Consider the following 25,698-nt stretch of genomic DNA (forward strand, 5'->3'; position numbering starts at 1 on the left):
CGGCGAAGGTCCGCTGCGGGCATTCCGCCGTGACGCAGCGAAAGCGACGCACCTGCAAATGCAGCTCCACGGCTCGACCGTGGGAGGGCAGGTCCAGAAGGCGTCGCCGGTAGCGGCTGTGCACGCGGCGGGACAACTCGCCACAGATTGGGCAGGCGCTCACCGTTGCCGCTGGATGCGCTGAGATGGTGATGCGGTCCGCGCCGGTCTCGACGGTGTCGACCACGAGACCGGATGGCAACAGGGGGCGTGGGTCGAGCAGAGGCATCGCTGGCGTTTCCTCACCGATGACACCCGCATCCAACGCCCACCCTGCACGGAATCTGCGCCAGAGCCCCTTTTCCACGCCGGCCCAGGGCAGGCCGCCTTCGCATCCACCCGTGCGGCATGGCCCAGGCATGGCTCGCAGGGCATCGTCGCGCGGTCAGGCCGGCCAGCATGGAGGCCGCCCTGGTGTCCCGGATCCGAAGTTCACCGCCGCTGGCGGCGCCCTTGGGTTCGGACCATGCGCCGTCACTGGCACTGACCTGCTGATCCGCCGCGTTCGCAGCCGGTGGCTGGGAACGCGGCGGGCAGGACACGAGAGGATCGTGGTGCCTGGCGCCCGACACCGGCATCCGGCGGTCAGGGCAGCCGAGCGCGGGCGCCGGACGGGTCCGTCCGGACACGTACCGCCTTACCCCACCCATTCCCCGCGGCGCATCACCGGCTCCGCCCCGCCGGCCGCGTCCAGCCCATCCACTTCGGTCTCGGCCGAGCCGATCATCCAGTCCACATGGATCAGGCTGTTGTTGGCGCCGCGCCGGGCCAGTTCGTCCTTCGACAGCGCCTTGTCCTCGAAGCAGCGGGAATAGGCCTGGCCCAGGGCGATGTGGCTGGCCGCGTTCTCGTCGAACAGGGTGTTGCAGAACAGCAGGCCGGTGCCGGCGATGGGGTTGGAGGCAGGGACCAGCGCCACCTCCCCCAGCTTCCGCGCGCCTTCGTCGGTGGAGATCATCTTCTCCAGCACCGCCTGGCCGGTCGTGGCCTTCGCCTCGACGATCACGCCGCCCTCGAACCGCACCTGGATGCCCTGGATGAGCGTGCCCTGGTAGGACAGCGGCTTGGTGGCCGAGACGACGCCCTGCGTCAGGCGCGCATCCGGCGTGGTGAACACTTCCTCGGTCGGGATGTTGGGGTTGCCGGTGATGCCGTTGCGGGCGGTGGACAGGCCGCCCATCCAGGCATGGCCCTCCGCCAGGCCCACCACCAGGTCGGTGCCCGGGCCGCGGAAGCGCAGCGCGCGGTAGCGCTTGCCGTTCAGCATGGTGCGGCGTGCCATCAGCCCGGCATTATGCGCTTCCCAGGCCGCGACGGGGTCGGGCGCATCGGCCCGCGACGCCGCGAGGATCGCATCCCACAGCCGCGCCATCGCCTGGTCTTCCGGCAGGTCGGGGAAGACGGTGCGGGCCCAGGCCGGGTTGGCCGCGGCGACGATGGTCCAGTTGATGGCCGTGTCGGTGATCAGTTCCAGCGCCGGGCGATAGGCGGTGCTGCGGGCGCGGTTGGCGCGCGCCACCTTGTCCGGGTCCTGACCCGCCAGGAGCGACGGGTCTTCCCCGGCGATCGCCAGGCGGGCGGCGCCGCCACGGAAGGCCGCGGCCATGCCGTCGTAGAGCCAGGCGGGGGCCGTGTCGAAGCTCTCCTCCCGCGCATGGCGGTAGCGGGCCAGCGTCGCCTGGTCATCGCCGAGGATGGTGGTGACGAGGGAGGCGCCGGCCTTGTAGGCCTGTTCGGTGATGCGGCGGGCCAGCGGCAGCGCCTCGAGCGGCGCGGTCATCACCAATTCCTGCCCCGGCGCCAGGTTCAGCCCGACGCGAACGGCCAGCATCGCCAGCCGGTCCAGCCGATCCGCCAGCGTCGTCGTGCCCATGCCCGTGTCCATCGCGCGTGTTCCCTGGTGTTCCGCGGGGAATATCGGGGCGTCTGTGGCGCTGTGCGAGGGGGCGCTGCCCCCTCGCGCTCCACCTGCCAGGGGTCAGGCGACCCCTGGACCGGCATGGGTTTAACGAACCCCGGAGACCCCCGCTGTGGGCCTCCGGGCTTCGTCGACTCAAGGGATCCAAGGGCCCTCCGGCCCTTGGCGGGGAGAGCCCGAGAGGGGCAGAGCCCCTCTCGGACGGCTCTACCCCCCGGCATACCCCGTGAACCGGAACACCCCCACCGGCGCCGGGGCTTCGAAGCTGCGCGGCGTGCGCAGCCGCCCCGTCATGGCCCAGACATGGGGCGCCGCGGCGCAGAGCAGTTCGAATTGCCGCTCGTTCAGGGTCAGCCCGGCGCGGCGCGCGACCAGGGCGACGGCGTCGCGCTCGGCGGGCGTGACATCGGCCGGGGTCGGATCCGGCACCGGCGGCAAAGGCAGCGGCGGCGCGCCGGCCTCCAGGACCGGCCGCCGCGCGCGCCAGGGCGTGGCGCGTTCATAGGCATCGGCGATACGCAGCACCGCGGCATCGGCGAAGGGCCTTCCCTGCACCAGCATGGACAGCGGCAGGCCTTCCGCGGTGTATCCGATGCATTGCGCGAGAGACGGGCCGCCCAGCACGTTCCAGGGGTTGGTATAGGACGCCTTCTGCCAGAAATTGATGGTGCGCCAGGCATCCAGCAGCGGCGCCGGGCCGGGGCCGGCGGTCAGGATGGCGTCGTAGCGCTGCCAGAGCGGCCGCGCCTCCTCCACCATCGCGCGGCGTTCGCGCTGCGCGTTCACATAGTCCTCGCCGCGGATCAGGATGGCGGCGAGCGACCGGCCGAGGAAATCCTCCCCGAACAGCTGCGGGTTGGCGCGCAGCCCCTGTTCGTGGACGGCGTAGAGCTCGCTCTCGGCGCCGGTCACCTTCACATCGGCATAGTCGCGGGCCGGGCGGATGCGCACGTCTTCCAGCTCCGCGCCCAGGCTGCGCAGCACGGCGAAGGCCTGGTCCAGCGCGGCGCGGAGCGGTTCGGGCGCCGGCACCTCCTCCTCGAACTGGTGGCGCAGCACGCCGATGCGCAGGCCGCGGATGTCGCCGGTGAGCGCGGCGCGGTAGTCGGGAACCTCGCGTTTCGCGCTGGCTGGATCGAGAGGATCATGTCCGGCCAGGACCTGCAGCAACAAGGAACAGTCCTCCACAGTCCAGGTCATCGGACCCGCATGGTCGAAGGAGAAGCTGTTGGTCCAGACGCCGCGGCGGCTGATGAGGCCATAGGTAGGCTTCAGCCCGACCAGGCCGCAGAGTGCCGCCGGGTTGCGGATGGACCCGCCGGTGTCGGAGCCCAGCGCGCCCATCGCCAGCCCCGCGGCAACGGCGGCGCCGGAGCCGGAGGAGGAGCCGCCGGTGAAGCGCCGCAGGTCCCACGGGTTGCGCGCCGGCGGCCAGGGCAGGTCGAAGCTCGGCCCGCCATGGGCGAATTCATGCGTCGCCAGCTTGCCCAGCAGCACCGCGCCGGCGGCCTGCAGGCGGCGCACCGTCTCCGCATCCTCGCTCGGCACGTAGTCGATGGCGCTGCGGGAATGGCCGGTCGTGCGGATGCCGGCGGTGCAGTAGATGTCCTTCAGCGCATAGGGGATGCCGTGCAGCGGGCCGAGATGGCGGCCGGCCATGATCTCCGCCTCCGCCTTACGCGCCTGCTCCAGCGCGAGATCGGCGGTGACGAGGAGATAGGCATTCACCTGCGCGTCCAACGCCGCGATGCGGTCGAGGAAGGCGCGGGTCAGCTCCACCGGCGAGAGGTCGCGGGTGGCGATCAGCCGCGAGGCCTCGGCGATGGTCAGGTGGTGCAGGGCGGTGGCCATGGCGCTCACTCCCCCTCGAAGCTGATGCTGTTGGCCGGCTCCGCCCAGAAGGGCAGGGTGCGCGGCAGGCGGGCGCCCAGCGCCTCGACATGCGGCAGCGCCTCGCAGAGTTGCGCGAACTGTTCTTCGTTGGGCGCGACCGACGCAAGACCGGCAAGCATGGCGTAGGTGGCACGCGCGGGGTCGGCAGGGGGCGGCGCGGCCTGCGACACCGGTGTGTCGCGGAACGGCGTCGCGGGAAGCACGGGGCGCTTGCCGCGCCAGGGCGTCGCCGCCTCGTAGGCATGGCCGATGCGGAAGGCGAGCGCCTCGTCGAAGGGCTTCGTGGCGACCTGCATGGACAGCGGCAGCCCGCCGGGGCCGAAGCCGTTGCAGAGCGACAGCGACGGAAGCTGCGCGACGTTCCACGGGTTGGTCAGCGGCGGCGCGGCGAAATTCGCCTCGGCGCGCATCTCCGCCATGACCGGCGCCTCGCCCCAGGTGGAGGCGGTGATCAGCGCATCCACCTCCCCGAAGGCGTCGAGCATGCCCTGCGCCAGGATGCGCTGCAGCCGCTGCGCCTGGACATAGTCGGAGGCCGGAACGAAGGCGCCGGGCAGGATGCGGTAGCGGAAGACCTCGCCATAATCCTGCGGCCGGGTGCGCAGCCAGTCGCCATGGATGGCGAAGCTTTCCGCCAGCGCGGTGATGCGCATGCAGGACTGGTAGTCCGACAGGGGCCGCAGCGTGATCTCCCGCACCTCGGCACCCAGGCCGCGCAGCACCTCCGCCGCCGCGTCCATGGCGGCGACGACCTCCGGCGCGGCCGCGCGGTCCGTGGTGTACCAGTGCCGCACCAGGCCGATGCGCAGCCCGTTCACGCCGGCGCGCAGCGTCGCGCCGTAATCGGGCACCGGCACATCCGCGCTGGCCGGGTCGAGCGGATCGTGACCAGCGATCGCCTGCAGCAACAGGGAACAGTCCTCCACCGTCCAGGCCATCGGGCCCGCATTGTCGAGCGTGAAGGAGAGCGGGAGGACGCCGCGCTTGCTGACGCGGCCATAGGTCGGCTTGATGCCGGCGATGCCGCAGAAGGCGGCGGGCAGGCGGATGGACCCGCCGGTGTCGGAGCCCATGGCGCCCGGCGCGAGCCCGGCCGCGACAGCGGCGCCGGAGCCGGAGGAGGAGCCGCCAGGGAAGCGGCTGAGGTCCCAGGGGTTGCGCGCCGGCGGGAAGGGCAGGTCCCAGGACGGGCCGCCGGTGGCGAATTCATGCGTCGCCAGCTTGCCCAGCAGCACGCCGCCGGCCTCCCGCAGCTTCGCCACGGTATGCGCATCCTCGGTCGGCAGGCGGTCCTTGCAGCGGGCGGAATGGCCGGTCGTGGCGAGGCCGGCGGTGTCGTAGATGTCCTTCAGCGCATAGGGCACGCCATGCAGCGGGGAACGCGCGCCGTCGCGCAGGATCTCCGCTTCCGCCTGCTTCGCCTGGGCCATCGCCAGGTCGGCGGTGACGGCGACATAGCTGTGCAGCACGCCATCCACCGCGGCGATGCGGTCGAGGAAGGCGCGGGCCAATTCCACCGGGGAGAGGTCGCGCGTGGCGATGCGCCGCGCCGACTCGGCGATGGTCAGCAGGTGCAGGTCGCTCATGCCCAGGCCTCCGGCGGGCGGCGGGTGTGCCATTCGGTCGCCTGCTCATGGGCGTGGGAAATCCGCAGCACCATCGCCTCGTCGAAGGCGCGGCCGACCATTTGCAGGGACAGCGGCAACCCGTTGGCGCCGAAGCCGCCGGGGATGCAGATGGCAGGGTGGCCGGTGCAGTTGAAGGGCGCGGTCAGCGGCTGCTGCTTGCGCCACGGCCCCTCATCCACCTCGCTCAGCTTCGGCGGCGTGCCGGAGGCCGGGGCGCTGAGGATGGCGTCGCAGGTCGCCAGCGCCGCATCCACCTCCCGCGTCAGGGCGGTGCGCAGGCGCTGCGCCTGGACATAATGCGGCCCGGTGACGAAGGCGCCGAGCGCGATGCGTTCCCAGGTGACGCGGCCGTACAGGTCAGGCGTCTTGCGCAGATGCTGCTGGTGGATGGCGAAGCTTTCGGCATGGATGATGGTCCAGGTCGCCGCCTCGAACCGCCGCATGGGCGGCAGCGTCACCTCCACCACCGTCGCGCCCAGGCTGCGCAGCACGCGCACCGCCTCGGCGACCGCCGCCGATTGCTCGGCCGAGAGATTCGCCGCCTCGTCGAAGCTGCGGGCCCAGCCGATGGTCAGGCCCTTCACCCCGGCCTTCAGGCCGGACAGGTAGTCGCCGGGCGGCACATCCGCGCTGCCGGGGTCCTGCGGATCGTGCAGCGCCAGCGCCTGCATCGCCATGGCGCAATCCTCCACCGTGCGGGTCAGCGGCCCGGTGTGGTCCATGCCGAAGGAGAGCGGCACCACGCCGCGCCGGCTGAGCCGGCCATAGGTGGGCTTCAGGCCGACGATGCCCTGGAAGGCGGCGGGCAGGCGGATGGACCCGCCGGTGTCGGAGCCCATCGCCATCGCCACCATGCCGGAGGACACGGCGGTGCCGGAGCCGGAGGAGGAGCCGCCGGCGAAATGGTCCAGCGCCCAGGGATTCTTCGCCGCCGGCCAGGCCAGCGGATCGGTCGGGCCGCCGCGGGCGAATTCATGCGTCGCCAGCTTGCCCAGCAGCACCATGCCGGCCTGTTCCAGCAGGGCGGTGGTGGCGGCGTCCTCGGAAGCGATGTTCTCCGCCCCCAGCACGCGGGAATGCGCCGTGGTGGGCAGGCCGGCGGCGTCGTAGATGTCCTTCAGCGCATAGGGGATGCCGTGCAGCGGGCCGCGGCGGTTGCCGGCCTTGATCTCGGCCTCGGCCTTGGCGGCGGCGGCACGGGCGCGGTCGGCCGTCAGCGTGATGAAGGCGTTCAGCCGCGGTTCCAGCGCCGCGATGCGGCCAAGCGCCTGCTCGGTCAGCGCGACGGGCGAGAGCGCGCCGGAGGCGATGCCGGCGGAGGCTTCCGCCAGCGAGGGGACGGGGGCGGGGATCATGCCTCACCTCCGAAGCGCGGCGCGGCGGCGGGCTCTTCGGCCATCGGCATGGGCTCGTCGAGTACCTTCACCAGTTCCAGCCAGTGGCGATAGGCGTCCAGCATGATGTCGTAGCGGGCGGCCGGGATGGTGATCCCGGCGATGCGCAGCAGCGCCTGGAAATCGGCTCCCTCGGTGTCGTTCACGGCGTTTCCCCCTTTCCCTAGCTTAGCGAAACCGGCGTCAGGTCCTGCGACCAGGACCGCGCCTGCACGAAGCCGCGCACCCGCCGGCTCATCGCCCGCGGGTTCAGGTCGTGCCCGACGAACAGGAACAGCGCGCGGTCCACCACCTCGGTATGGACCTTCGCCAGGATGGCGTCGCGCTGCTCGGCATCGAAGGCGTTGAAGGCCTGCTCCATCAGCGCATCCATGTCGGCTTCGCTGTAGTGGCCGAAATTGCCGCCGAGCGGCGGGATCATGTCGCCCTTCAGCAGGCGCATGAAGGCGCTGAACGGGTCCGCCGCGGCGTAGGAGATGTTGACCGCGGTGATGCCGCGCTGCTGGGCCTTCGGTGCGCCTTCCCGCCGGATGACCAGCAAGGCGTTCCACTCCACCACCTCGAATTCCACCTCGATCCCGACCTCGCGCAGGTTCTGCTGCACGAACTCGTTCATCGGCAGAGGCTGCATCTGGCCGGACCCGCTGGCGGAGATGGCGACGCGGGTGCGCAGCGGGTTGCGCGGCCCGAACCCGGCCTGCGCCAGCAGGCGGCGCGCCTGGGCGGGGTCATGGGCCAGCTTGAAGGAAGGGCTGCCGTACCAGGGGCTGTCCGGCGTCACCAGGCCGGTCGCCTCCAGCATGGTGTCGGCCAGCATGGTGCGCATGCCCGTGCGGTCCACCGCCAGGTTGGCCGCCTGCCGCACCCGCAGGTCCCGCCAGGGCGAGCCTTCCAGCATGGAGAAATGCCAGGTCCAATTGTGCGGATACTGGTTGGTGATGACCTGGAAGCCGGCGGCGCGGAGGGAGGCGAGGGCATCGGGCGGCGGCGCCTCGATCCAGTCCACCTGGCCGCTGCGCAGAGCGGCGACGCGGGTATTCGCATCCGGCAGCGGCAGCAGCACCAGGCGTTCGCAGCGCGGGATGCGCGATGCGTCCCAATGCTCGGCGAAGCGGGTCATGACGCAGCGTTCGCGGATGGACCAGCTTTCGATCCGGAAGGGCCCGGTGCCGACCGGTTTTTCCATGAAGCGGTCCCAGGACCGGCCGGCATTCTCCCAGGCGGCGCGGTGGACGATGCCGAGGAAGGTGAGGCCGAAGGGCAAAGTGCTGTCGGGATAGGTGGTCTCGATCCAGAAGCGGCGACCGTCCTGCCCATAGGCGGCGACGGTCGGCAGGCGGGTGCCGGCCTGGGCGCTGGCGCGCTGGTCGAACCAGGGGGCGTCGCGCTTGAAGGCGCGGTCGAAGGAGAACACGACGTCCTCCGTCTCCAGCAGTTTCCCGTCGTGGAAGCGCACGCCCTCCCGGATGGTGAACCACCAGCGCCGGGGATTGCCTGGGTCGGGGTCCCAGCGCGTGGCGAGGCCGGGCTTCAGCGGCGCCGGCCGGTCCGACCGCGTCAGGTCCCATTCGCAGAGCGCATTGAACCCGGTGATGCCGAGGAAGCGCTGGCCCTCGCCGCCCTGGTCGGGGAAGCCGTTGGAGAGCGGGATGGCGGCCAGCGTCATGCCGACGCGCAGCGTGCCGGAGGGCGCCTGCGCCAACGCCGGGTCGGGCGGCAGCGCGGCAGCAGCCAGCGCGCCGCCGAGCAGCGCGCGGCGCGGAATGAGTGGGGTCGCGATCATCGGCCTCTCCCGGCAGGGGCGGCGGTGATGCGTGCTGATGCTGTGCGCATGCCGCTCCTCAGGCGTGTTGCCCGTGCGGTGCGCCGGCGTACTCCCGGTGGGCGCAGCGTGCAGAAGCGCACGCCGCGCGTCAACGCTGCCCGCGCAGGCGGCATGCGGCGGCCACCCGACGGCAGGCCGTCCGGGCCTGCGGCGCACCCGGCACGGGGATGGCAGGCGCATTGTCCCGCGGCACGCGCCTTGCAAAGCCAACCCGGCGTACGGGGTGATGGAGGGCGAGGATGCCGTTGAACCGACGCACCATGTTGCAGGCCGGCGCGGGGGCCGCGCTGCTGCCGGCCTTCGGCGCCGAGGCGGCGGAGAGCGTGCTGCGGGTGGCCACCACCATGGCCGACATCCCGCTGACCACCGGCCAGCCCAGCCAGGGCGGCGAGGGGCAGCGCTTCATCGGCTATCAGGTGTACGACTGCCTGATCAACTGGGACCTGTCGAAGCGCGACGTGTCCGCGCGCCACCGTCCCGGCCTGGCCCTGAGCTGGGAGGTGGACCGGGAGACAAGGCGGGTCTGGACCTTCCGCCTGCGGCCGGGCGTGAAATTCCACGACGGCTCCGACTTCACCGCGGCCGATGTCGTCTGGAACCTCGACAAGCTGATGCAGCGGGAGGCGCCGCAATACGACCAGGCGCAGATGGTCCAGGCCGCGACCTACATCGCGCCGATCGCCGAATACCGCGCGCTGGACCCGATGACGGTGCAGATCACCACCAAGGCGCCGGATGCGGTCTTCCCCTACCAAGTCAGCAGCATCTTCATCTCCTCGCCCCGGCGGTGGGAGGAGATGGGGCGGGACTGGAACCGGGTTGCGCAGCGCCCGTCCGGCACCGGGCCCTGGATGCTGGAAAGGGTGGTGCCGCGGCAGCGCGCCGACCTCGTGCGCAACCCCAACTACTGGGACAAGGACCGCATCCCGAAATCGGACCGGCAGGTGCTGCTGACGGTGCCGGATGCCAATACCCGCGTCTCCGCCCTGCTGTCCGGCCAGGTGGACTGGATCGAGGCGCCGCCGCCCGATGCGCTGCCGCGGCTGCGCCAGGCGGGCATGCAGATCGTGACCAACCTCTACCCGCATATCTGGCCCTACCAGCTCTCCACGCTGCCGGATGCGCCGACGCGGGACCTGCGGGTGCGGCGCGCGCTGAACCTGGCGGTGGACCGCGAAGGGCTGGTCACGCTGCTGGGCGGCACGGCGATGCCGGCGCAGGGCATGGTGAACCCGGGCCATCCCTGGTTCGGCAACCCGCCCTTCAAGCTGCGGCACGACAAGGCGGAGGCAAGGCGGCTGCTGGCCGAGGCGGGCTACAATGCGCGCAACCCTCTCAGGATCAAATTCGGCATCTCCACCAGCGGCAGCGGGCAGATGCAGCCGCTGCCGATGAACGACTTCATCCAGCAGAACCTGGCCGAGGTCGGCGTGCAGCTGGAATTCGAGGTGCTGGAATGGGAGGCCCTGCGCGGCCGCCGCCGCGCCGGCGCCTTCGCGCCGGAGAACAAGGGGCTGTCCGGCATCAACAATTCCTGGGGCTTCTGGGACCCGGATATCGGGCTGATCGCCACGTCCTGGTCGCGCCTGCGGCCGCCGCAGGGCTTCAACTGGGGCGCCTTCGAGGATCCGGAGGCCGACGCGCTGGCCTCCGCCGCCAAGCTCGCCTTCGACCGGGAGGAGCAGGACCGGCTGCTGTCGAAGCTGCATGAGCGCATCGTGGACCAGGCGATGTGGCTTTGGGTGGTCCACGACCTGAACCCGCGCGCGCTGGGGCCCAAGGTGCGCGGGTTCACCCAGGCGCAGAGCTGGTTCCAGGATCTCACGCCGGTGCATGTCGGGTGACGGGCGCGCGGCTTGAGGGGGAGGTTGTCCCCCTCAAACTCTCCCTACCAGGGGTCAGGCGCCCCCTGGACCGGCCTGGGTTATCGCCGCGGGCGCTGCCCGCGGCGATAGACTTCCGCCGGCGGGGTGGGTTCGGGAGAGGCAGGGGCACCCCATGGCGCATCGCGGCATGGGGACCCGGCAGCGCCCCTCCCGACCGGCGGCAATCCGCATGACACGCCTGCTGCTTGGCTTCGGCATCGGCGCCCTCGGCGGCGCCGTCTTCGCCGTGCTGCACCTGCCGCTGCCCTGGCTGATCGGCTCGCTCGTCGCGGTCGCCGCCGCGCGGCTTTCGGGCGTGCCGGCCGAAGCCTCCGCCACCGCGCGCAACCTGCTCTTCGGCGTCGTCGGCATCGCGCTGGGGCTGTATTTCACGCCTGCGACCGCGGCGCTGCTGCTGGCCAACCTGCCGGTGCTGGTGCTGGCCGCACTCGCCACGCTCGGCATCGGCGCGGCGCTGGCGCCGCTGCTGGTGCGCTCCGGACGAGTGGACATGGCGACGGCCTGGTTCGCCTCGATCCCCGGGGGCGCGGCGGACATGGCCATGCTGGCGGCGAGCTATGGCGGCAAGCCGGCGCCCGTCGCCGTCTCCCAGCTTCTGCGCGTCTGCCTGGTGGTGATCCTGACGCCGAACCTGATGGCGCTGTCCGGCCTGCATGGCGACCATCCGCCGATCGCCACCGCCCTGCCCTTCGACCCCGCCGGCTTCGCGCTGCTGTATCTGGCGGGGCTGGCCGCGGCCTTCGGCAGCGTGAAGCTGGGGCTGCGCGCGGGCTGGATGCTGGGGCCGCTCGCGGTCTCGGCGGTGGTCACCGCCTCCGGCCATACCTTGTCCGGCGTGCCCTGGTGGCTCTCCGCCATCGCGCAGGTGGCGCTGGGCGCGCAGCTTGGCGCGGCCTTCGACCGGCCCATGCTGAAGCGCCTGCGGCGCTTCCTGCCGGCGGCGCTGGTCCAGGTGGTGCTGCTGATGCTGGGCTGCGGCCTGGTGGGCCTGGCGCTGGCGGCCGCCACCGGCAAGCCGCTCGGCGCCGTGCTGCTGGGCACCGCGCCCGGCGGCGTGGCGGAGATGAGCCTGACGGCCAAGGCGCTCGGCCTCGAGGTCGCGCTGGTCGTCACCCTGCACGTGACCCGCATCTTCCTCGTGGCGCTGCTGACGCCGCCCGTCTTCCGCCTGCTGCACCGGCGCGGGTCGGCGGCGCGAGCGGTGCCGGCAGCCGGAGACTGACCGAATGACCGACGACCTCTGCTTCCTCTCGGCCGCCGAGGCGGGCCGGCGCATCGCCGCGCGGCGCCTCTCGCCCGTCGCCTATACCCAGGCGCTGCTGGACCGCATCGCCGCGGTGGATGGCAGGCTGTGCGCCTACATCACCCTGCTGGGCGAGGAGGCGCTGGCGGCGGCGAAGCGGGCGGAGGCGGAGATCGCCGCCGGCTACTGGCGCGGCCCGCTGCACGGCGTGCCCTTCGCGGTGAAGGACAACTACCACGTCGCCGGCCTGCGGACGACCGGCGGGTCCCGGCTGATGCTGGACCATGTCGCCGACCGCACCGCGCACATCGTCGACAAGCTGCAGGCGGCCGGCGCCATCCTGCTGGGCAAGCTGAACACCTGGGAATACGGCACCGGTACCGGCGCGGTGCATCACGACCTGCCCTTCCCGGTGGCGCGCAACCCCTGGGACCTGGACCGCTTCACCGGCGGCAGTTCCAGCGGCAGCGGCGCCGCCGTCGCGGCCGGGATCGCGCCCTTCGCGCTGGGCAGCGACACCGGCGGGTCCATCCGGCTGCCGGCGGCGGCGAACGGGCTGGCGGGGCTGAAGGCGACCTATGGAAGGGTCAGCCGCAGCGGCGCGCTGCCGAATTGCTGGTCGCTGGACGTGACCGGCGCGCTGTGCTGGACCGTGGAGGACAGCGCGCTGGTGCTGAACGCCATCGCCGGGCACGACCCCACCGATCCCGGCAGCGCCGATATCCCCGTGCCGGACTACCGCGCCGCGCTGGCCGGCGGCGTCGCCGGCCTTACCATCGGCGTGCTGCGCGACATGCCGGCGGAGATCACGCCCGACATCGCCGCGGGGGTGGCGGAGGTGGCGCGGATCTACGAACGGCTCGGCGCCAGGCTGGTGGAGGTGGTGCTGCCGGCGCCGCTGGCGGAGTTCCGCCGCGCCTCCGGCATCATCAACTGGTCGGAATCCCATTCGATCCACGAGGCCGATTTCCGCGACCGCGCCGACCTGATGGGCCAGGCGCTGCGAGACAAGATGACCTGCGGCAGCCTGGTGCGCGCCGCCGACTACCTGATGGCGCAGCGCGTGCGGCGGCACCTGGCGCGCGGGATGACGGCGCTGTTCGCCGGCTGCGACCTGCTGCTGCTGCCCGGCGCATCCTGCGTCGCGGCGCGCTGGGACGACCCGCAGGGCATCATCGCCTTCACGCGGGAGAGCGTGATGAATCCCGCCAACCTGTCCGGCCATCCCGCCATGTCGATGCTCTCGGGCTTCGACGGCAACGGCATGCCGCTGAACGCGCAGATCATCGGGGCGCATTTCGCCGAAGGGCTGGTGCTGCGCGCCGCGCAGGCGCTGGAAGCGGCGACGGACTGGCGCGGGCTTCGCCCGACGCTGAAGGGCGGCGCGGGCCCGGCCGGCGCGCCCGGCCCGGCTTTGGACCAGGCGGCGCGCGCCCGCGACTTGGCCCGGCAGGTGGAGGAGGCGGCCGCCGCCCTGCCACGGCTGCCCGAGAAGGATGCCGAGCCGGCCCTCGTCTTCCGCGCCGGCCGCTGACCCGAAATCCCAAGGAGAGACGTCCATGGAACCCTGGCAACTCACCGCCGCCGAAGCCGCCGCCAAGCTGCAGGAGGGCACGCTGACCGCGGAGGCGCTCACCCGCTCCTGCCTCGAACGCTGCGCCGAACGCGAACCGATCACCAAGGCCTTCAGCTTCCTCGACACCGAGCTGGCGATCAGCAACGCGCGGCGGGTGGACAAGGCCTACACCAAGGGCGTGCTGCACGGCCTGCCGCTCGGCGTGAAGGATATGATCGACACCGCCGACATGCCCACCAGCCACAACTCCCCGATCTATGAAGGACTGCGGCAGGGCCGGGACGCCGCCTGCGTCGGCGTGGCGCGCGGGGAAGGCGCGGTGGTCTTCGGCAAAACCGATACGGTGGAATTCGCCGCCGGCGGCCGCCGCGCGCTGACCCGCAACCCGCATGACCCGACGCGGACGCCGGGCGGTTCCTCCTCCGGCTCCGGCGCCGCCGTCGCGGACGGCATGGTGCCGATCGCCTTCGGCACGCAGACCGGCGGCAGCCTGATCCGCCCGGCCTCCTTCAACGGCATCTATGCGCTGAAGCCCACGCATGGCGTGGTGAACAGCGAAGGCGCCAAGCGCTATTCCCACACGCTGGACACCATCGGCTGGTATGGCCGCAGCGTCGCCGACCTGAAGCTGGTGGCGCAGGCCTTCCGGCTGTTCGACCTCGACAAGCCCTTGGGCAAGACCGTGCGGCAGTTGCGCATCGGGCTCTGCCGCGGGCCGAATTGGGCGCAGGCCGCCGAGGAATCCCAGGCCGCCACGCTGCTGGCCGGCAAGCGGCTGGCGGCGGCCGGCGCAATGGTGGAGGAGGTGGAACTCCCCGCGCCCTTCCTCGACATCAACGAGGCGCATCGCGTCATCCTGCTGGGCGAGGGCCGCGGCGCCTTCCTGCCGGAATACCTGACCCACCACGCCCTGCTGCACGAGGATTTCCGCGAGCGGGTGGAGAACAGCACCGGCATCACCGCCAAGGCGCAGGTCGCCGCCCACGACCTGTCCGCAGAGTGCCGCAAGCTGTTCGACGCGCTCTTCCCCGGCTTCGACGCGGTGCTGACGCCGGCCGCGGCGGGCGAGGCACCGGTCGGGCGGCAGGACACGGGCAACCCGGTCTTCAACAGCATGTGGACGCTGCTGCACGTGCCCTGCCTGGCCATCCCCTGCACCAAGGGACCGAACGGCATGCCGGTCGGCGTGCAGATCATCGGCCCGCGCTACGGCGACGCCGCGCTGCTGGAGGTGGCGGCGCTGGCGGCGCCGGTGGTGGACGCCGGGGCGTAGCTCCCCAGGGGGCTCTGCCCCCTGGACCCCCGCCGGGGATCGAACCGACCCCCGGGCCCCCGTCTGGGTTTATCGCCGGAGAGGGGACCCCCGGCGGGGGTCCCCTCTCCGGCGATGACTCAAGGGATCCAAGGGCCCTTCGGCCCTTGGCGGGGGAGGGTCCGGGAGGGGGCAGAGCCCTCTCCCGGGACCGCGACACCCACGTCGCTCACGAGGTACCCGTCCACCACCTCCACCACCCGGTCGCAGCGCCGTGCCAGGCGCGGGTCGTGCGTGACGACCAGGAAGGTGGTGCCGCGTTCCTGGTTGAATTCCCGCATCAGGTCGAAGGCGGCATCGGCCGATTTCGTGTCGAGGTTGCCCGTGGGTTCGTCCGCCAGGACCAAAGGCGGGTCCATCGCCAGCGCGCGGGCGATCGCGACGCGCTGCTGCTGCCCGCCCGACAGGCGCCCCACCGGCTGGTCCCGCCAGCGCGCGAGGCCCACGCGCTCCAGCAGCGCCTCGGCCCTCTCGCGCATGCCGTCCTGCGGCCAGCCGCGGTCCAGCAGCAGCGGCATCATGACGTTCTCCGCCGCGCTGAAAGCGCCGATCAGGTGGTGGTGCTGGAAGACGAAGCCGATGCTGCGGCCGCGCAGCCGGGTCAGCGCGGCATCGTCCAGCGCGCCGGTCTCCAGCCCTTCGATCAGCAGCCGGCCATCGGTCGGCCGGTCCAGCAGGCCGATCAGGTTCAGCAGCGTGCTCTTGCCCGATCCGCTCGGCCCGATCAGCGCGCAGAACTCGCCGCGCGCCAGCGCCAGGTCGATGCCGTGCAGCACCTCCACCTCGTTCGGCAGGCCCTGGTTGTAGGCCTTCCGCACGCCGATCAGCCGCAGCACCGGGCCCGGCGCGTCAGCCACGGATGGCGACCACCGGGTCGAGCCGTGCCGCGCTCAGCGCCGGCGCCAGCGCCGCCAGCACGCCGGTGAGGCAGGCCAGCAGCGCGGCGCCAGCGAAGAGCGAGCCGGTCACCACCAGCGGGAACAGCTCCGTCCCATCGGCCTGCCGCGCCAGGCTGTGCCAGGCGAGGATCGTCCCCGCCCCGACCGCCGAGCCCGACACCGAGCCCGCGAGCCCCAGCAGCCCGCCCTGGATGAGGAAGACCCGCAGCACCTGGCCGCGCCGCGCCCCCATGGCGCGCAGGATGCCGATCTCCCGCGAGCGCTGCACCACCGAGACGACGAGGACGCTGGCGATGCCGAGCGCGACGGACAGCCCGACGAAGATGCGGATGACGGTGTTCGCCGTGACCTGGGCGTTCAGCGCGGTGACGAATTGCGCATTGGTCGCGATCCAGCTGTCGGCCCGCACGCCGGTCAGCCGGTGGATGCGCTGCGCCACCGCCTCGGCGTCCCAGACATCGCGCACCGTCAGTTCCAGGGAGGTGACGCCCCCCTCCAGGTTCAGCAGGCTCTGCGCCGTGCGCAGCGCGACATAGACGTTGCGCTCATTCACCGCCTTGTTGCCCACATCGAACAGCGCGGTCACGGTCAGCACCGCGTCGCGGCCATTGGCGGCCGAGAGGCGGATGCGGTCGCCCGGCTGCACGCCGACCAGCCGTGCGAGTTCGATCCCGATCACCACATCGGTGCTGGTCAGCCGCAGCGTGCCGGCCGTGACGTAGTCCGGCAGCCGCACCACCTCGTACCAGCTTGCGGGGTCGATCCCTTCCAGCGTGACGCTGCGCCCGACCTCCCCCCGCACCGCCAGCGCGGCGCCGGCGGCGACGGGGGCGGCCGTCGCGACCTCGGGCATCGCCCTGAGCTGCCCGAGGATGGCCTGCCACTGGTCGATCGAGCGGAGGCGCTGCGCCGGGCGCTGCACCACCGCATCCTCGAACACCCCGGCGTCGCCGCCGCGCTGCGGCCGCGCCACCTCCTCCGGCGGCAGCAGCACGATATGGGGCTGGGAGCTCAGCACGCGGCGGATGAAGTTGCTCTGCACGCCGGCCAGCAGCGCCGAGAGGAAGACGATGACGCCGACGCCGATGGTGACGCCGGCCAGGATGAAGCCGGTCTGCATCCGGCCTTCCCGCAGGAAGCGCAGGGCCGCGATCACCTCGAAGGGCAGGAAGCGCGTCACGGGGCAAGCGGCCGGATGCGGGCGCCGTCCGGCAGCTTCGCGCCGGCGGGCAGCACCAGGTCGCCCTCCCGCAGCCCGTCCAGCACCTCCGCCCCCCGCCGCCCCTGCAGGCCGAGGCGCACCGGCTGCCGCCGCGCATGGCCCTGCACCACGCGCAGCACCGCGGGGCCGTCCAGCAGCGCCTCCGTCGGCAGGATCAACGCATCGGCGCGCTCCGCCACCGCGATGTCGACCGAGACGGTCATGTCCTGCCGCAGGAACTCCGGCGGGTCGGGCACCGCCAGCCGCACCTCCACCGCCGCGCGGGTCGCGTCCACGCCCGGGTTCACGTAGCGGACCACGGCGGGGAAGGGCCGGTCGGGGAAGGCATCGGCCGAGACCACCGCCGCCTGGCCGGGCCGCACCCGCGCCAGGTTCCGCTCATCCAGCTGGATCACCAGCTCGGTGTCGCCGGCGGGGGAGAGCAGCATGAGGACCTTGCCGGGCTGCACCGTGTCGCCCGGTTCCACCGCGCGGGTGATCAGCGTGCCGGCGACCGGCGCCGCCACCACCGTGTAGGCGAGGCGTGCACGGGCGGCGCCGAGGTTGGCGCGGGCCTGGCGCAAGGCGGCCTCGGCCAGGTCGGGCTCGCTGCCGCCGGGCTGGTTCGCCGTGACCTGGATGCGGGCGCCGCGCGCGCCGGCCTCGGCCACCGCCAACGCGCGGCGTGCCTCGTCGAGCTGGGCGGGGGTGGCGAAGCCCTGGGCCTGCAGCCGTTCGGTGCGGGCATGGGCGGCGCGGGCCTGGTCCAGGGTGGCGTCGGCCTGGCGCAGCGCCATCTCGGCGGCGGGCAGGCCCTGGTCGCGGATCTGGCGCAGCCGGGCCTCGGCCTGGGCCAGCGCGGCCTCGGCCTGCTCCATGGCGGCGCGGGCCTCCCGGTCGTCCAGCCGGATCAGCACCGCCCCGGCCTCGACCGCCTGGCGGCGCTCCACCGGGATGGCGGCGACGGTGCCGGTGACCTGCGTGCCGATGCCGATGCGATGCGGGTTCTCCACCCGGCCGGTGGCGACCACGGTCTGGACGAGGCGGCCGCGGCTGATGGCGAGCACCGGCACCTCCGGCCCCAGCAGCCGCGGCACCGCCACCCAGACGGCTCCGGCAACCACCAGCAGGGCCAGCAGCGCGCGCTTCCAGGGCCAGCGGCGGCGCGGCAGGGGGGCCAGGCCGGCGGGCGGCAGGGCATGCGGCAATGGCACGGGCACCCGGCCATCCGCCGTCGGCGGCGCGCTGCCCGGCGCTTTGGCGGTCCAGGGCGGGGCCTTGCGGGATGACATGGGGTGGATGCGGTCTCCGTCGCCGCGAGGCATGTGCCCGGCCAGTGGCGCCCGGACCATGAGCGAGGTCAAGCCGGGGCGCTGGAAGGTGGGATCGAGAGGGGCTTTGCCCCCCTCGAACTCCCGCCACCGGGCCACAGGCGTGGCCTGGACCGGCCTGGGTGATCGCTCGGGCGGGCCCCCAGCGGGGGCCCGCCCGAGGCGATTGAACTAACGCCGGGATCCGGGGCATCGCCTGAGGCCCCGGCGGAGGGGGAGCGGGGGGGGGTCGGACGCACTGCGTCCGACGAGCCTCCTCCCGTGTCAGCCCCGCACCCGCACCGGCACCAGCCCCCGCCTGCCGCCGCCGCGGTCGTCGTCATCCGGCGGGCGGTCCTGCAGCATGACGGCGATGCCGATCTGCACCGCGCCGAGCGTCAGCCCGCAGAAGAACCACAGCAGCAGGCTGGGCCAGGGATGCCCAGGCGCGCGCCGCAGCACCTGCCCCACCCCGCCCGGGTTCGCCCAGAACAGTGCCGCCATCAGCAGTGTGGCGAGCCCGAAGCCGATGGCGGCATGGACCAGCAGGAAGCGGACGGCGCGGGGCAGCCGGCTCACCGCAGCCAGTCCAGCGGCGGATGGCCGCGCAATTCCGCCGCCAGCCGCCGCGCCGCATCCAGCACCAGCGCCGCCACCGGCCCGTCCGGGTCCAGGTTGATCCGCCCGGCACCACCGAAGACCGAGAGGGCGAGACGCAGCCGCCCGCCACCCGAGTCCAGCACCGGCGCGGCGATGGCGGAGACGCCGCCCTCCGCCTCGTTCGCCGCGGTGGCGAAGCCGCGGGCCCGGGCCGTGGCGACCAGCGCATCCAGTTCCGCCTGGCCGTGCGGCGCGCCGGGGCGGTGGATGGCGCGGCTCTGCGCCAGGTCCCGCGCCGCCAGCGGGGCGATGCGGGCCGGGTCGTCCCAGGCGCAGAAGACCAGGCCGCAGGCCGACCAGGTCAGCGGAAAGACATGCCCGGGCGGCACCCGCGCCGCCTGGGCGTGGCGCGCCGCGGCCAGCCGGACCAGGGTCGGGCCATGGGTGCCCCAGACCGCGACGGCCGCGGTCTCCCCGGTGCTCCCGGCCAGCGCCTCCAGCACCCGTTCCGCCTGCTTCAGCGCGTCCGACCGCCCGAGCGCGACCAGCCCCGCCCGAAGCGCCAGGGGGCCCAGGTCGTAGCACCGGCTTTGCGGGTCCTGTGCGACGAGGCCGGCGCGCATGAGGCTGACGAGGTAGCGATGCGCCTTGGCGGTCGGCATGCCGACGGCGCGGGCGAGGTCGGCCAAGCGCTGCGGCCCGGCGGCGTCCGCCAGGGCGCGGACCAGGCCGCCCGCCACCTCCACCGCATTCACGCCGGCCTGGGCCGGGGCGGCGGCGTCAGTCCGGGGTGGTTCCAGCATGGCGCTTGACAGGGGCGGGGCCTCCGGCGAACTCTGCGCTACGCCAAGAGAAGCACGCTACGCTATGCGTAGCAATAGGACCGAGGGGATCGCACCATGTCAGGCTTCGCCAGCACCAAGGACCTCGCCGAGAAGGTCGTCTCCTTCGACGAACTCGCCCCCGGCCTGTATGGCTGGACGGCGGAGGGCGATCCGAATTCCGGCGTGGTGATCGGCGACGACGGCGTGCTGGTGGTGGATGCGCAGGCGACGCCGAAGATGGCGGCCGATGTCATCGCCAAGATCTGCACCGTGACGGACAAGCCGGTGACGCATGTGGTGCTGTCCCACTACCACGCCGTCCGCGTGCTGGGCGCCAGCGGCTACCGGGGCGCGCAGATCATCGCCTCCGACGTCACGCGCGACCTGATCGTGGAGCGCGGGCAGCAGGACATGGACAGCGAGATCGGCCGCTTCCCGCGCCTGTTCCGTGGCAAGGAAAGCATCCCGGGCCTCACCTGGCCGCACCTGACCTTCCACAAGCGGATGACGCTGTGGATGGGGAAGCGGGAGGTGCAGATCATCCATATCGGCCGCAGCCACACCGCCGGCGACACGGTGGTCTGGCTGCCGAAGGAGAAGGTCTGCTTCGCCGGCGACGTGGTGGAGTTCGGCGCAACCCCGTATTGCGGCGACGCGCATTTCACCGACTGGTCCGCGACGCTGGCCGCCGTGCGCGCGCTGGGCGCCGAGAAGCTGGTCCCCGGCCGCGGCCGCAGCCTGGTGACGAAGGCCGAGGTCGAGGAGGGCCTGGCCGGCACCGCCGCCTTCACCAGCGACCTCTTCGCCATCGCCAAGGCCGGCGTCGCCAAGGGCGCCACCCTGAAGCAGGTCTATGACGAGGCGATGGGGTCCATGCGCCCGAAATACGGCCAGTGGGTGATCTTCGAGCACTGCATGCCCTTCAACGTCTCCCGCGCCTATGACGAGGCGAAGGGCCTGGACCACCCGCGCATCTGGACCGCCGAGCGCGACGTGGAGATGTGGCAGGCGCTGGAACAGGGCAAAGCGGTGAAGAGCGCGGAGATCGAGCGCTAGAGCGGATCGCGGCGCGACCAACGAACCCTGGAGGAGGCGAGCAATGACCATCGTCCAGCCCATGACGCCGGCGCGCAGCGGCACGGCCGAGCCCGGCTACATGACCGGCTTCGGCAACCAGTTCGAGACGGAGGCGCTGCCCGGCGCCCTGCCCATCGGCCGCAACAGCCCGCAGAAATGCGCCTATGGCCTCTATGCCGAACAGCTCAGCGGGTCGCCCTTCACCGCGCCGCGCGCCAGCAACGAGCGCAGCTGGCTCTACCGCATCCGCCCGACCGTCGCCCATTGGGGACGGTTCGAGCGGATCGACGCCGGCCTCTGGCGCACGGCGCCCTGCGCCGAGGTGGAGATGCCCATCCAGCCGCTGCGCTGGAACCCGCTGCCCATCCCGGCCGAGGGGATCACGCTGCTGCAGGGCATCCGCACCATCACCACCGCCGGCGACGCCGCCACGCAATCCGGCATGGCGGCGCACATCTACCTCGCCACGCGCAGCATGGTGGACGAGGTGTTCTACAACGCCGATGCCGAGATGCTGTTCGTCCCGCAGCAGGGCGCGCTGCGGCTGGCGACCGAGTTCGGCGTCATCGACATCGCCCCGGGCGAGATCGCCGTCATCCCGCGCGGCGTGAAGTTCCGCGCCGAGCTGCCGGCCGGCCCCGTCCGCGGCTACCTGTGCGAGAATTACGGCGGCGCCCTGACCCTGCCCGAGCGCGGCCCGATCGGCGCCAACTGCCTGGCCAACCCGCGCGACTTCCTGACGCCCGTCGCCGCCTATGAGGACCGCGAGGCGCCGACGCGCATGCTGGTGAAATGGGGCGGCAGCCTCTGGGCGGCGGAACTCGCCGCCTCGCCGCTCGACGTCGTCGCCTGGCACGGCAACTACGCGCCCTACAAATACGACCTGCGGCGCTACTCCCCGGTCGGGCCGCTGCTGTTCGACCACGCCGACCCGAGCATCTTCACCGTCCTGACCTCGCCGAGCGAGACGCCGGGAACGGCCAATATCGACTTCGTCATCTTCCCCGACCGCTGGATGGTGGCGGAGAACACCTTCCGGCCGCCCTGGTACCACATGAACATCATGAGCGAGTTCATGGGCCTGATCTACGGCCAGTACGACGCCAAGCCGCAGGGCTTCACGCCCGGCGGCTTCTCGCTGCACAACTGCATGCTGCCGCACGGCCCGGACATGGACGCCTTCGAGGGCGCGAGCAACGCGGACCTGAAGCCGCACAAGCTGAGCGGCACCATGGCCTTCATGTTCGAGACGCGGTTTCCGCAGCGGGTCACGCGCTATGCAGCGGAACTGCCGGAGCGCCAGGCGGAGTACGGCGCGTATGGCGCCAAGCTCCGCAAGCATTTCGACCCGTCCAGGCCGTAAGCGAGAGGGGCGCTGCCCCTCTCGCACTCACCCCGCCAAGGGCCGACGGGCCCTTGGAACCCTCGAGTTCAGGGCTTCCGGAAGATCGCGTCCGCCAGCAGCACCGCGACGCCGCAGACGATGGCGGCGTCGGCGATGTTGAAGACATACCAGCTCCAGCCCCAGGCATGGGCGTGGATGAAATCGACCACCGCGCCGAAGCGCAACCGGTCGATCACGTTCCCCACGGCGCCGCCGATCACGGCACCCAGCGCCACCGCCACCAACCGCGTTTCCGCCCGCCACAGCCAGCGCAGCAGGAAGCCGGCGATCGCCACCGCCAGCAGCGCCAGCAGCAGGTGGTTCAGCGGCCCGTCGCCCGACAGCAGCCCGAAGGTGACGCCACGGTTCCAGACCATGGTCAGGTCCAGCCCGAATGGCCCGACCTCGAACAGCGGGATGTTCCCCACTTCCGGCAGCCGCACGCCGTCCAGGATCCACCACTTGCTTGCCTGGTCGGCCAGCAGCAGCAGCACGGCCAGGATGAGGCCGAGACGCAGCCCGGCGCGCGAGGGCAGCGTGGCGGTGGCGGTCGCGCTCATGCCCGCTCCACCACCGCCTCGCACCGAAGGCAGAGCGTGGGATGCGCGGCGGACGTCCCGACCTCTTCCAGCACCCGCCAGCAGCGGTCGCATTTGGTGCCGGGGGCGACCTCCACTGCGGCACCGCTCTGCGGCGCTCGCGCGACCTCGGCCTGAGAGACGATCAGCACCTCCTCCCACTCCGCAGGCGACAGGACATCGGCCGCATCGCCTTCGGCGAAGCGCAGCAGAGCCTTGCCCTGCAGGGAGGAGCCGATGGTGCCCGCGCGCCGCTTCTCCTCGATGTCGCCGGTGACGCTGCGGCGGAACTGCCGGATCGCGGCCCAGCGCGCGGCCAGCGCATCATCCTTCCACCCCTCCGGCACGAAGGGGAAGTCGGTCAGGTGGACGCTCCCGTGCTCATCCGGGAAGCGCGCCAGCCAGGCTTCCTCCGCGGTGAAGACCAGCACCGGCGCCAGCCAAGCGCAGAGGCAGCGATGCAGCACGTCCAGCACCGTCCGCGCGCTGCGGCGGCGGTGGCTGTCCGGCGCGTCGCAGTACAGCGCGTCCTTGCGGATGTCGAAGTAGAAGGCGGACAGGTCGGTCGCGCAGAAATTGTGGATCTCCGGGTACACCCCGGTCCAGTCGAAGTCCTCGGCCGCCTTGCGCACCCGCGCATCCAGCTCGGTCAGCCGGTGCAGCACCCAGCGCTCCAGCTCCGGCAGCGCGGCATGCGGCACCGTCTCCTCGTCCGAGAAGCCGGCGAGGTTGCCCAGCAGCCAGCGCAGCGAGTTGCGGATGCGCCGGTACAGCTCCGCCTGCTGCTTCAGGATCTCCGGCCCGATGCGCAGGTCCTCGGCCGTGTCGGAGTTCATGACCCAGAGCCGCAGGATGTCGGCGCCGTACTGTTTCATCACCTCCTGCGGGGCGGTGACGTTGCCGAGCGACTTCGACATCTTGCGGCCCTGCTCGTCCAGCACGAAGCCATGCGTCAGGATCGCCTTGAAGGGCGCGACGCCGTTCGTCCCGACGCTCTCGAGCAGGGAGGAATGGAACCAGCCGCGATGCTGGTCGGAGCCTTCCAGGTAGAGGTCGGCCGGGAAGGGCAGCTTGTGGTCCGGCAGGACGAAGGCATGGGTCGAGCCGCTCTCGAACCACACATCGACGATGTCCATCACCTGCTCGTAGTCGGCCGGGTTGCGGCCTTCGCCGAGGAACCGCGCGGCGGCGCCGGGCCGGTACCAGGCATCGGCGCCCTCCGCGGCGAAGGCGGCGACGATGCGCTCCATCACGGCGGGGTCGCGCAGCGGTTGGCCGCTCGCCTTCTCCACGAAGACGGCGATGGGCACGCCCCAGGCGCGCTGGCGGCTGATGCACCAGTCCGGCCGCGCCGCGACCATGCTGCCGATGCGGTTGCGGCCCTGGTCCGGCACGAAATGCGTGGCGTCGATGGCGGCCAGCGCCTTCTCCCGGATCCGGTTGCCGTCATCCATGGCGATGAACCATTGCGGCGTCGCCCGGAAGATCACCGGCTTCTTGGAGCGCCAGGAATGCGGGTAGCTGTGGGTCAGCTTCGACCTGGCGACCAGCGTGCCCGCCGCCTCGCAGGCGGCATAGACCGCGTCATGCGCCTTGAAGACATGCAGGCCGGCGAAGCCGGGCGCCTGGACGGTGAAGGTGCCGTCGTCGTTCACCGTCTCCGGCACCGGCAGGCCGAACTGCTTGCCGAGGTTGAAGTCGTCCTCGCCATGGCCCGGCGCGATATGGACGAAGCCGGTGCCTGCCTCGGTCGTCACGAAGTCGCCGGGCAGCAGCGGCACGTCGAAGTCATAGCCGCCTTGTCCCGCCGGGCCGCGCAGCGGGTGCGCCGCCACCGCGCCTGCAAGCTCCACGCCCTTCAGCACGCGCTTCACGGTATGCGCGCCGAGCTTCGCGTCCTTCTCGAATTGCGGCAGCAGCGGCAGGGCGACCAGCAGGCGCTCGCCCACCGCCAGGTGGCTGCCCTCGGCCACGCCCTCCACATGCACCAGCGCGTAGTCGATCTCCTCCCCATACGCGACCGCACGGTTGCCGGGGATGGTCCAGGGCGTCGTGGTCCAGATCACCACGCTCGCACCCACCAGGTCCGCCGCACCCGCCTTCACCAGGCGGAACCGCGCCCATAGCGTCGGCGAGACATGGTCGTGGTACTCGATCTCCGCCTCGGCCAGCGCGGTCTTCTCGACCGGGCTCCACATCACCGGCCGCAGGCCGCGGTAGAGCGAGCCGTTCATCAGGAACTTGCCGATCTCCCGCACGATCGCCGCCTCGCTCGGCAGGTCCATCGTTGCGTAGCGGCCCGCCCAGTCGCCCAGCACGCCCAGGCGCTGGAATTCCTCCCGCTGCACGCCCAGCCAGTGCTCGGCATAGGCGCGGCATTCCGCCCGGAATTCCAGCACCGGGACGTCGTCCTTCTTCCGACCGCCCTGGTACTTGCCCTTGGGGTCGCGGTACTCCTCCTCGATCTTCCACTCGATCGGCAGGCCGTGGCAGTCCCAGCCCGGGACGTAGTCGGCGTCCTTGCCGCTCATCTGCGCGGCGCGGTTGATCACGTCCTTCAGGATCTTGTTCAGCGCGTGGCCGATATGCAGCGGCCCGTTCGCATAGGGCGGGCCGTCATGCAGGACGAATGTCTCGCGGCCCTGCGACTGCGCCCGCAGCCTCTCCCACAGGCCGATGCGCTGCCAGCGCGCCAGCCAGTCTGGCTCGCGCTTCGGCAGGTCGCCGCGCATGGGGAAGGGGGTGTCGGGCAGGAAGACGGTGCCGCGGTAGTCGCGGGCGGGGGCTTCGGCGGGTGCGTCGGTCATGGTCCTGGGTCCTGGCCGCGGGCGGCGTGGCGCCGGCGGGGCGGTGGATGCGCGCGGATGGTCCCGGCCCTGGCCCGATCGCGGTCCCGGGGGCATGCCCCCCGGCGGACCGCCTCAGGCGAGGACCGGGCCAGGAATTCGGCCGGTGCCGCTGCGATGCGCCCAACGCTGCATGGACGGGTTATGCGGAGCGAGGCGGGGCCGGGTCAAGCGCCGCCCGCATCAACCCCCGCGCGCTGCCGGCGCCCCGGGCGGCGGGCCGAGCAGCGCCGCGGCGCAGGGGCGCTGCGCCGCCGGGTCCGCC

20 protein-coding genes are annotated in these 25,698 nt (G+C 72.3%); 6 read left to right on the forward strand and 14 right to left on the reverse strand.

What is annotated here, in order from left to right; translation table 11 throughout:
• The 7 genes from E2C05_RS35340 to E2C05_RS15125 form a co-directional block, all read right to left on the reverse strand.
• Positions 1 to 268: transposase family protein (locus E2C05_RS35340; protein WP_192912470.1), on the reverse strand; the 268-nt coding region annotated here is incomplete at its 3' end.
• A gap of 408 nt (positions 269 to 676) precedes the next feature.
• Positions 677 to 1,924, reverse strand: a complete 1,248-nt coding sequence (locus E2C05_RS15100) for an aminopeptidase (RefSeq protein ID WP_133220475.1) — start codon at positions 1,922 to 1,924, stop codon at positions 677 to 679.
• Between the two features lie 240 nt (positions 1,925 to 2,164).
• Complete coding sequence (locus E2C05_RS15105) at positions 2,165 to 3,808, reverse strand: amidase (RefSeq protein ID WP_133220476.1); 1,644 nt, start codon at positions 3,806 to 3,808, stop codon at positions 2,165 to 2,167.
• Positions 3,809 to 3,813: 5 nt separating this feature from the next.
• Positions 3,814 to 5,436 (reverse strand): amidase, encoded by a 1,623-nt coding sequence (locus tag E2C05_RS15110; RefSeq protein WP_133220477.1) that lies wholly within the window; start codon positions 5,434 to 5,436, stop codon positions 3,814 to 3,816.
• A complete protein-coding gene (locus E2C05_RS15115; protein ID WP_133220478.1) occupies positions 5,433 to 6,833 on the reverse strand; it encodes an amidase in 1,401 nt (466 codons plus the stop codon). Before E2C05_RS15115 ends, E2C05_RS15110 begins: the two co-directional genes overlap by 4 nt.
• Positions 6,830 to 7,018, reverse strand: coding sequence for a hypothetical protein (locus tag E2C05_RS15120; RefSeq protein ID WP_133220479.1), 189 nt, complete (start codon positions 7,016 to 7,018; stop codon positions 6,830 to 6,832). The genes E2C05_RS15115 and E2C05_RS15120 overlap by 4 nt, the downstream gene beginning before the upstream one ends.
• A gap of 17 nt (positions 7,019 to 7,035) precedes the next feature.
• A complete protein-coding gene (locus E2C05_RS15125; protein ID WP_133220480.1) occupies positions 7,036 to 8,655 on the reverse strand; it encodes an ABC transporter substrate-binding protein in 1,620 nt (539 codons plus the stop codon).
• Between the two features lie 281 nt (positions 8,656 to 8,936).
• Here E2C05_RS15125 and E2C05_RS15130 point away from each other — a divergent pair, with 281 nt between their 5' ends.
• From E2C05_RS15130 to E2C05_RS15145, 4 genes are all read left to right on the forward strand, one after another.
• Complete coding sequence (locus E2C05_RS15130; RefSeq protein ID WP_133220481.1) at positions 8,937 to 10,541, forward strand: ABC transporter substrate-binding protein; 1,605 nt, start codon at positions 8,937 to 8,939, stop codon at positions 10,539 to 10,541.
• 211 nt (positions 10,542 to 10,752) lie between these two features.
• Positions 10,753 to 11,805, forward strand: a complete 1,053-nt coding sequence (locus tag E2C05_RS15135; protein WP_158292140.1) for an AbrB family transcriptional regulator — start codon at positions 10,753 to 10,755, stop codon at positions 11,803 to 11,805.
• A 4-nt stretch (positions 11,806 to 11,809) separates the two neighbouring features.
• The gene (locus E2C05_RS15140; RefSeq protein WP_133220483.1) at positions 11,810 to 13,360 is read left to right on the forward strand and encodes an amidase; all 1,551 of its coding nucleotides are present in this window, start codon (positions 11,810 to 11,812) and stop codon (positions 13,358 to 13,360) included.
• A 25-nt stretch (positions 13,361 to 13,385) separates the two neighbouring features.
• Positions 13,386 to 14,675, forward strand: a complete 1,290-nt coding sequence (locus E2C05_RS15145) for an amidase (protein WP_133220484.1) — start codon at positions 13,386 to 13,388, stop codon at positions 14,673 to 14,675.
• Positions 14,676 to 14,794: 119 nt separating this feature from the next.
• On the opposite strand, the gene E2C05_RS15150 is transcribed toward E2C05_RS15145, so the two are convergent.
• The 5 genes from E2C05_RS15150 to E2C05_RS15170 all read right to left on the reverse strand — a co-directional run bounded on the left by E2C05_RS15150 (position 14,795) and on the right by E2C05_RS15170 (position 19,527).
• On the reverse strand, positions 14,795 to 15,571 hold the full coding sequence (locus tag E2C05_RS15150; protein WP_133220485.1) for an ABC transporter ATP-binding protein: 777 nt from the start codon (positions 15,569 to 15,571) through the stop codon (positions 14,795 to 14,797).
• Positions 15,564 to 16,793: an ABC transporter permease gene (locus tag E2C05_RS15155; RefSeq protein ID WP_133220486.1), complete on the reverse strand. Its 1,230-nt coding sequence runs from the start codon at positions 16,791 to 16,793 to the stop codon at positions 15,564 to 15,566. Before E2C05_RS15155 ends, E2C05_RS15150 begins: the two co-directional genes overlap by 8 nt.
• A complete protein-coding gene (locus E2C05_RS15160; RefSeq protein ID WP_133220487.1) occupies positions 16,790 to 18,106 on the reverse strand; it encodes an efflux RND transporter periplasmic adaptor subunit in 1,317 nt (438 codons plus the stop codon). The genes E2C05_RS15155 and E2C05_RS15160 overlap by 4 nt, the downstream gene beginning before the upstream one ends.
• A gap of 303 nt (positions 18,107 to 18,409) precedes the next feature.
• Positions 18,410 to 18,703, reverse strand: a complete 294-nt coding sequence (locus E2C05_RS15165; protein ID WP_133220488.1) for a hypothetical protein — start codon at positions 18,701 to 18,703, stop codon at positions 18,410 to 18,412.
• Entirely contained in the window at positions 18,700 to 19,527 is an 828-nt protein-coding gene (locus E2C05_RS15170; protein ID WP_133220489.1) for an IclR family transcriptional regulator, read from the reverse strand. Before E2C05_RS15170 ends, E2C05_RS15165 begins: the two co-directional genes overlap by 4 nt.
• A gap of 96 nt (positions 19,528 to 19,623) precedes the next feature.
• Here E2C05_RS15170 and E2C05_RS15175 point away from each other — a divergent pair, with 96 nt between their 5' ends.
• Positions 19,624 to 20,604 (forward strand): MBL fold metallo-hydrolase, encoded by a 981-nt coding sequence (locus E2C05_RS15175; RefSeq protein WP_133220490.1) that lies wholly within the window; start codon positions 19,624 to 19,626, stop codon positions 20,602 to 20,604.
• A gap of 43 nt (positions 20,605 to 20,647) precedes the next feature.
• Positions 20,648 to 21,988 (forward strand): homogentisate 1,2-dioxygenase, encoded by a 1,341-nt coding sequence (gene hmgA, locus E2C05_RS15180; RefSeq protein WP_133220491.1) that lies wholly within the window; start codon positions 20,648 to 20,650, stop codon positions 21,986 to 21,988.
• Between the two features lie 68 nt (positions 21,989 to 22,056).
• On the opposite strand, the gene lspA is transcribed toward hmgA, so the two are convergent.
• Together lspA and ileS are read right to left on the reverse strand one after the other, a co-directional pair.
• Entirely contained in the window at positions 22,057 to 22,569 is a 513-nt protein-coding gene (gene lspA / locus E2C05_RS15185) for a signal peptidase II (protein WP_133220492.1), read from the reverse strand.
• A complete protein-coding gene (gene ileS / locus E2C05_RS15190; protein WP_133220493.1) occupies positions 22,566 to 25,394 on the reverse strand; it encodes an isoleucine--tRNA ligase in 2,829 nt (942 codons plus the stop codon). The genes lspA and ileS overlap by 4 nt, the downstream gene beginning before the upstream one ends.
• Positions 25,395 to 25,698: the final 304 nt, after the last annotated feature.

This window comes from Paracraurococcus ruber, assembly GCF_004353985.1.
GTDB classification, from domain to species: domain Bacteria; phylum Pseudomonadota; class Alphaproteobacteria; order Acetobacterales; family Acetobacteraceae; genus Paracraurococcus; species Paracraurococcus ruber.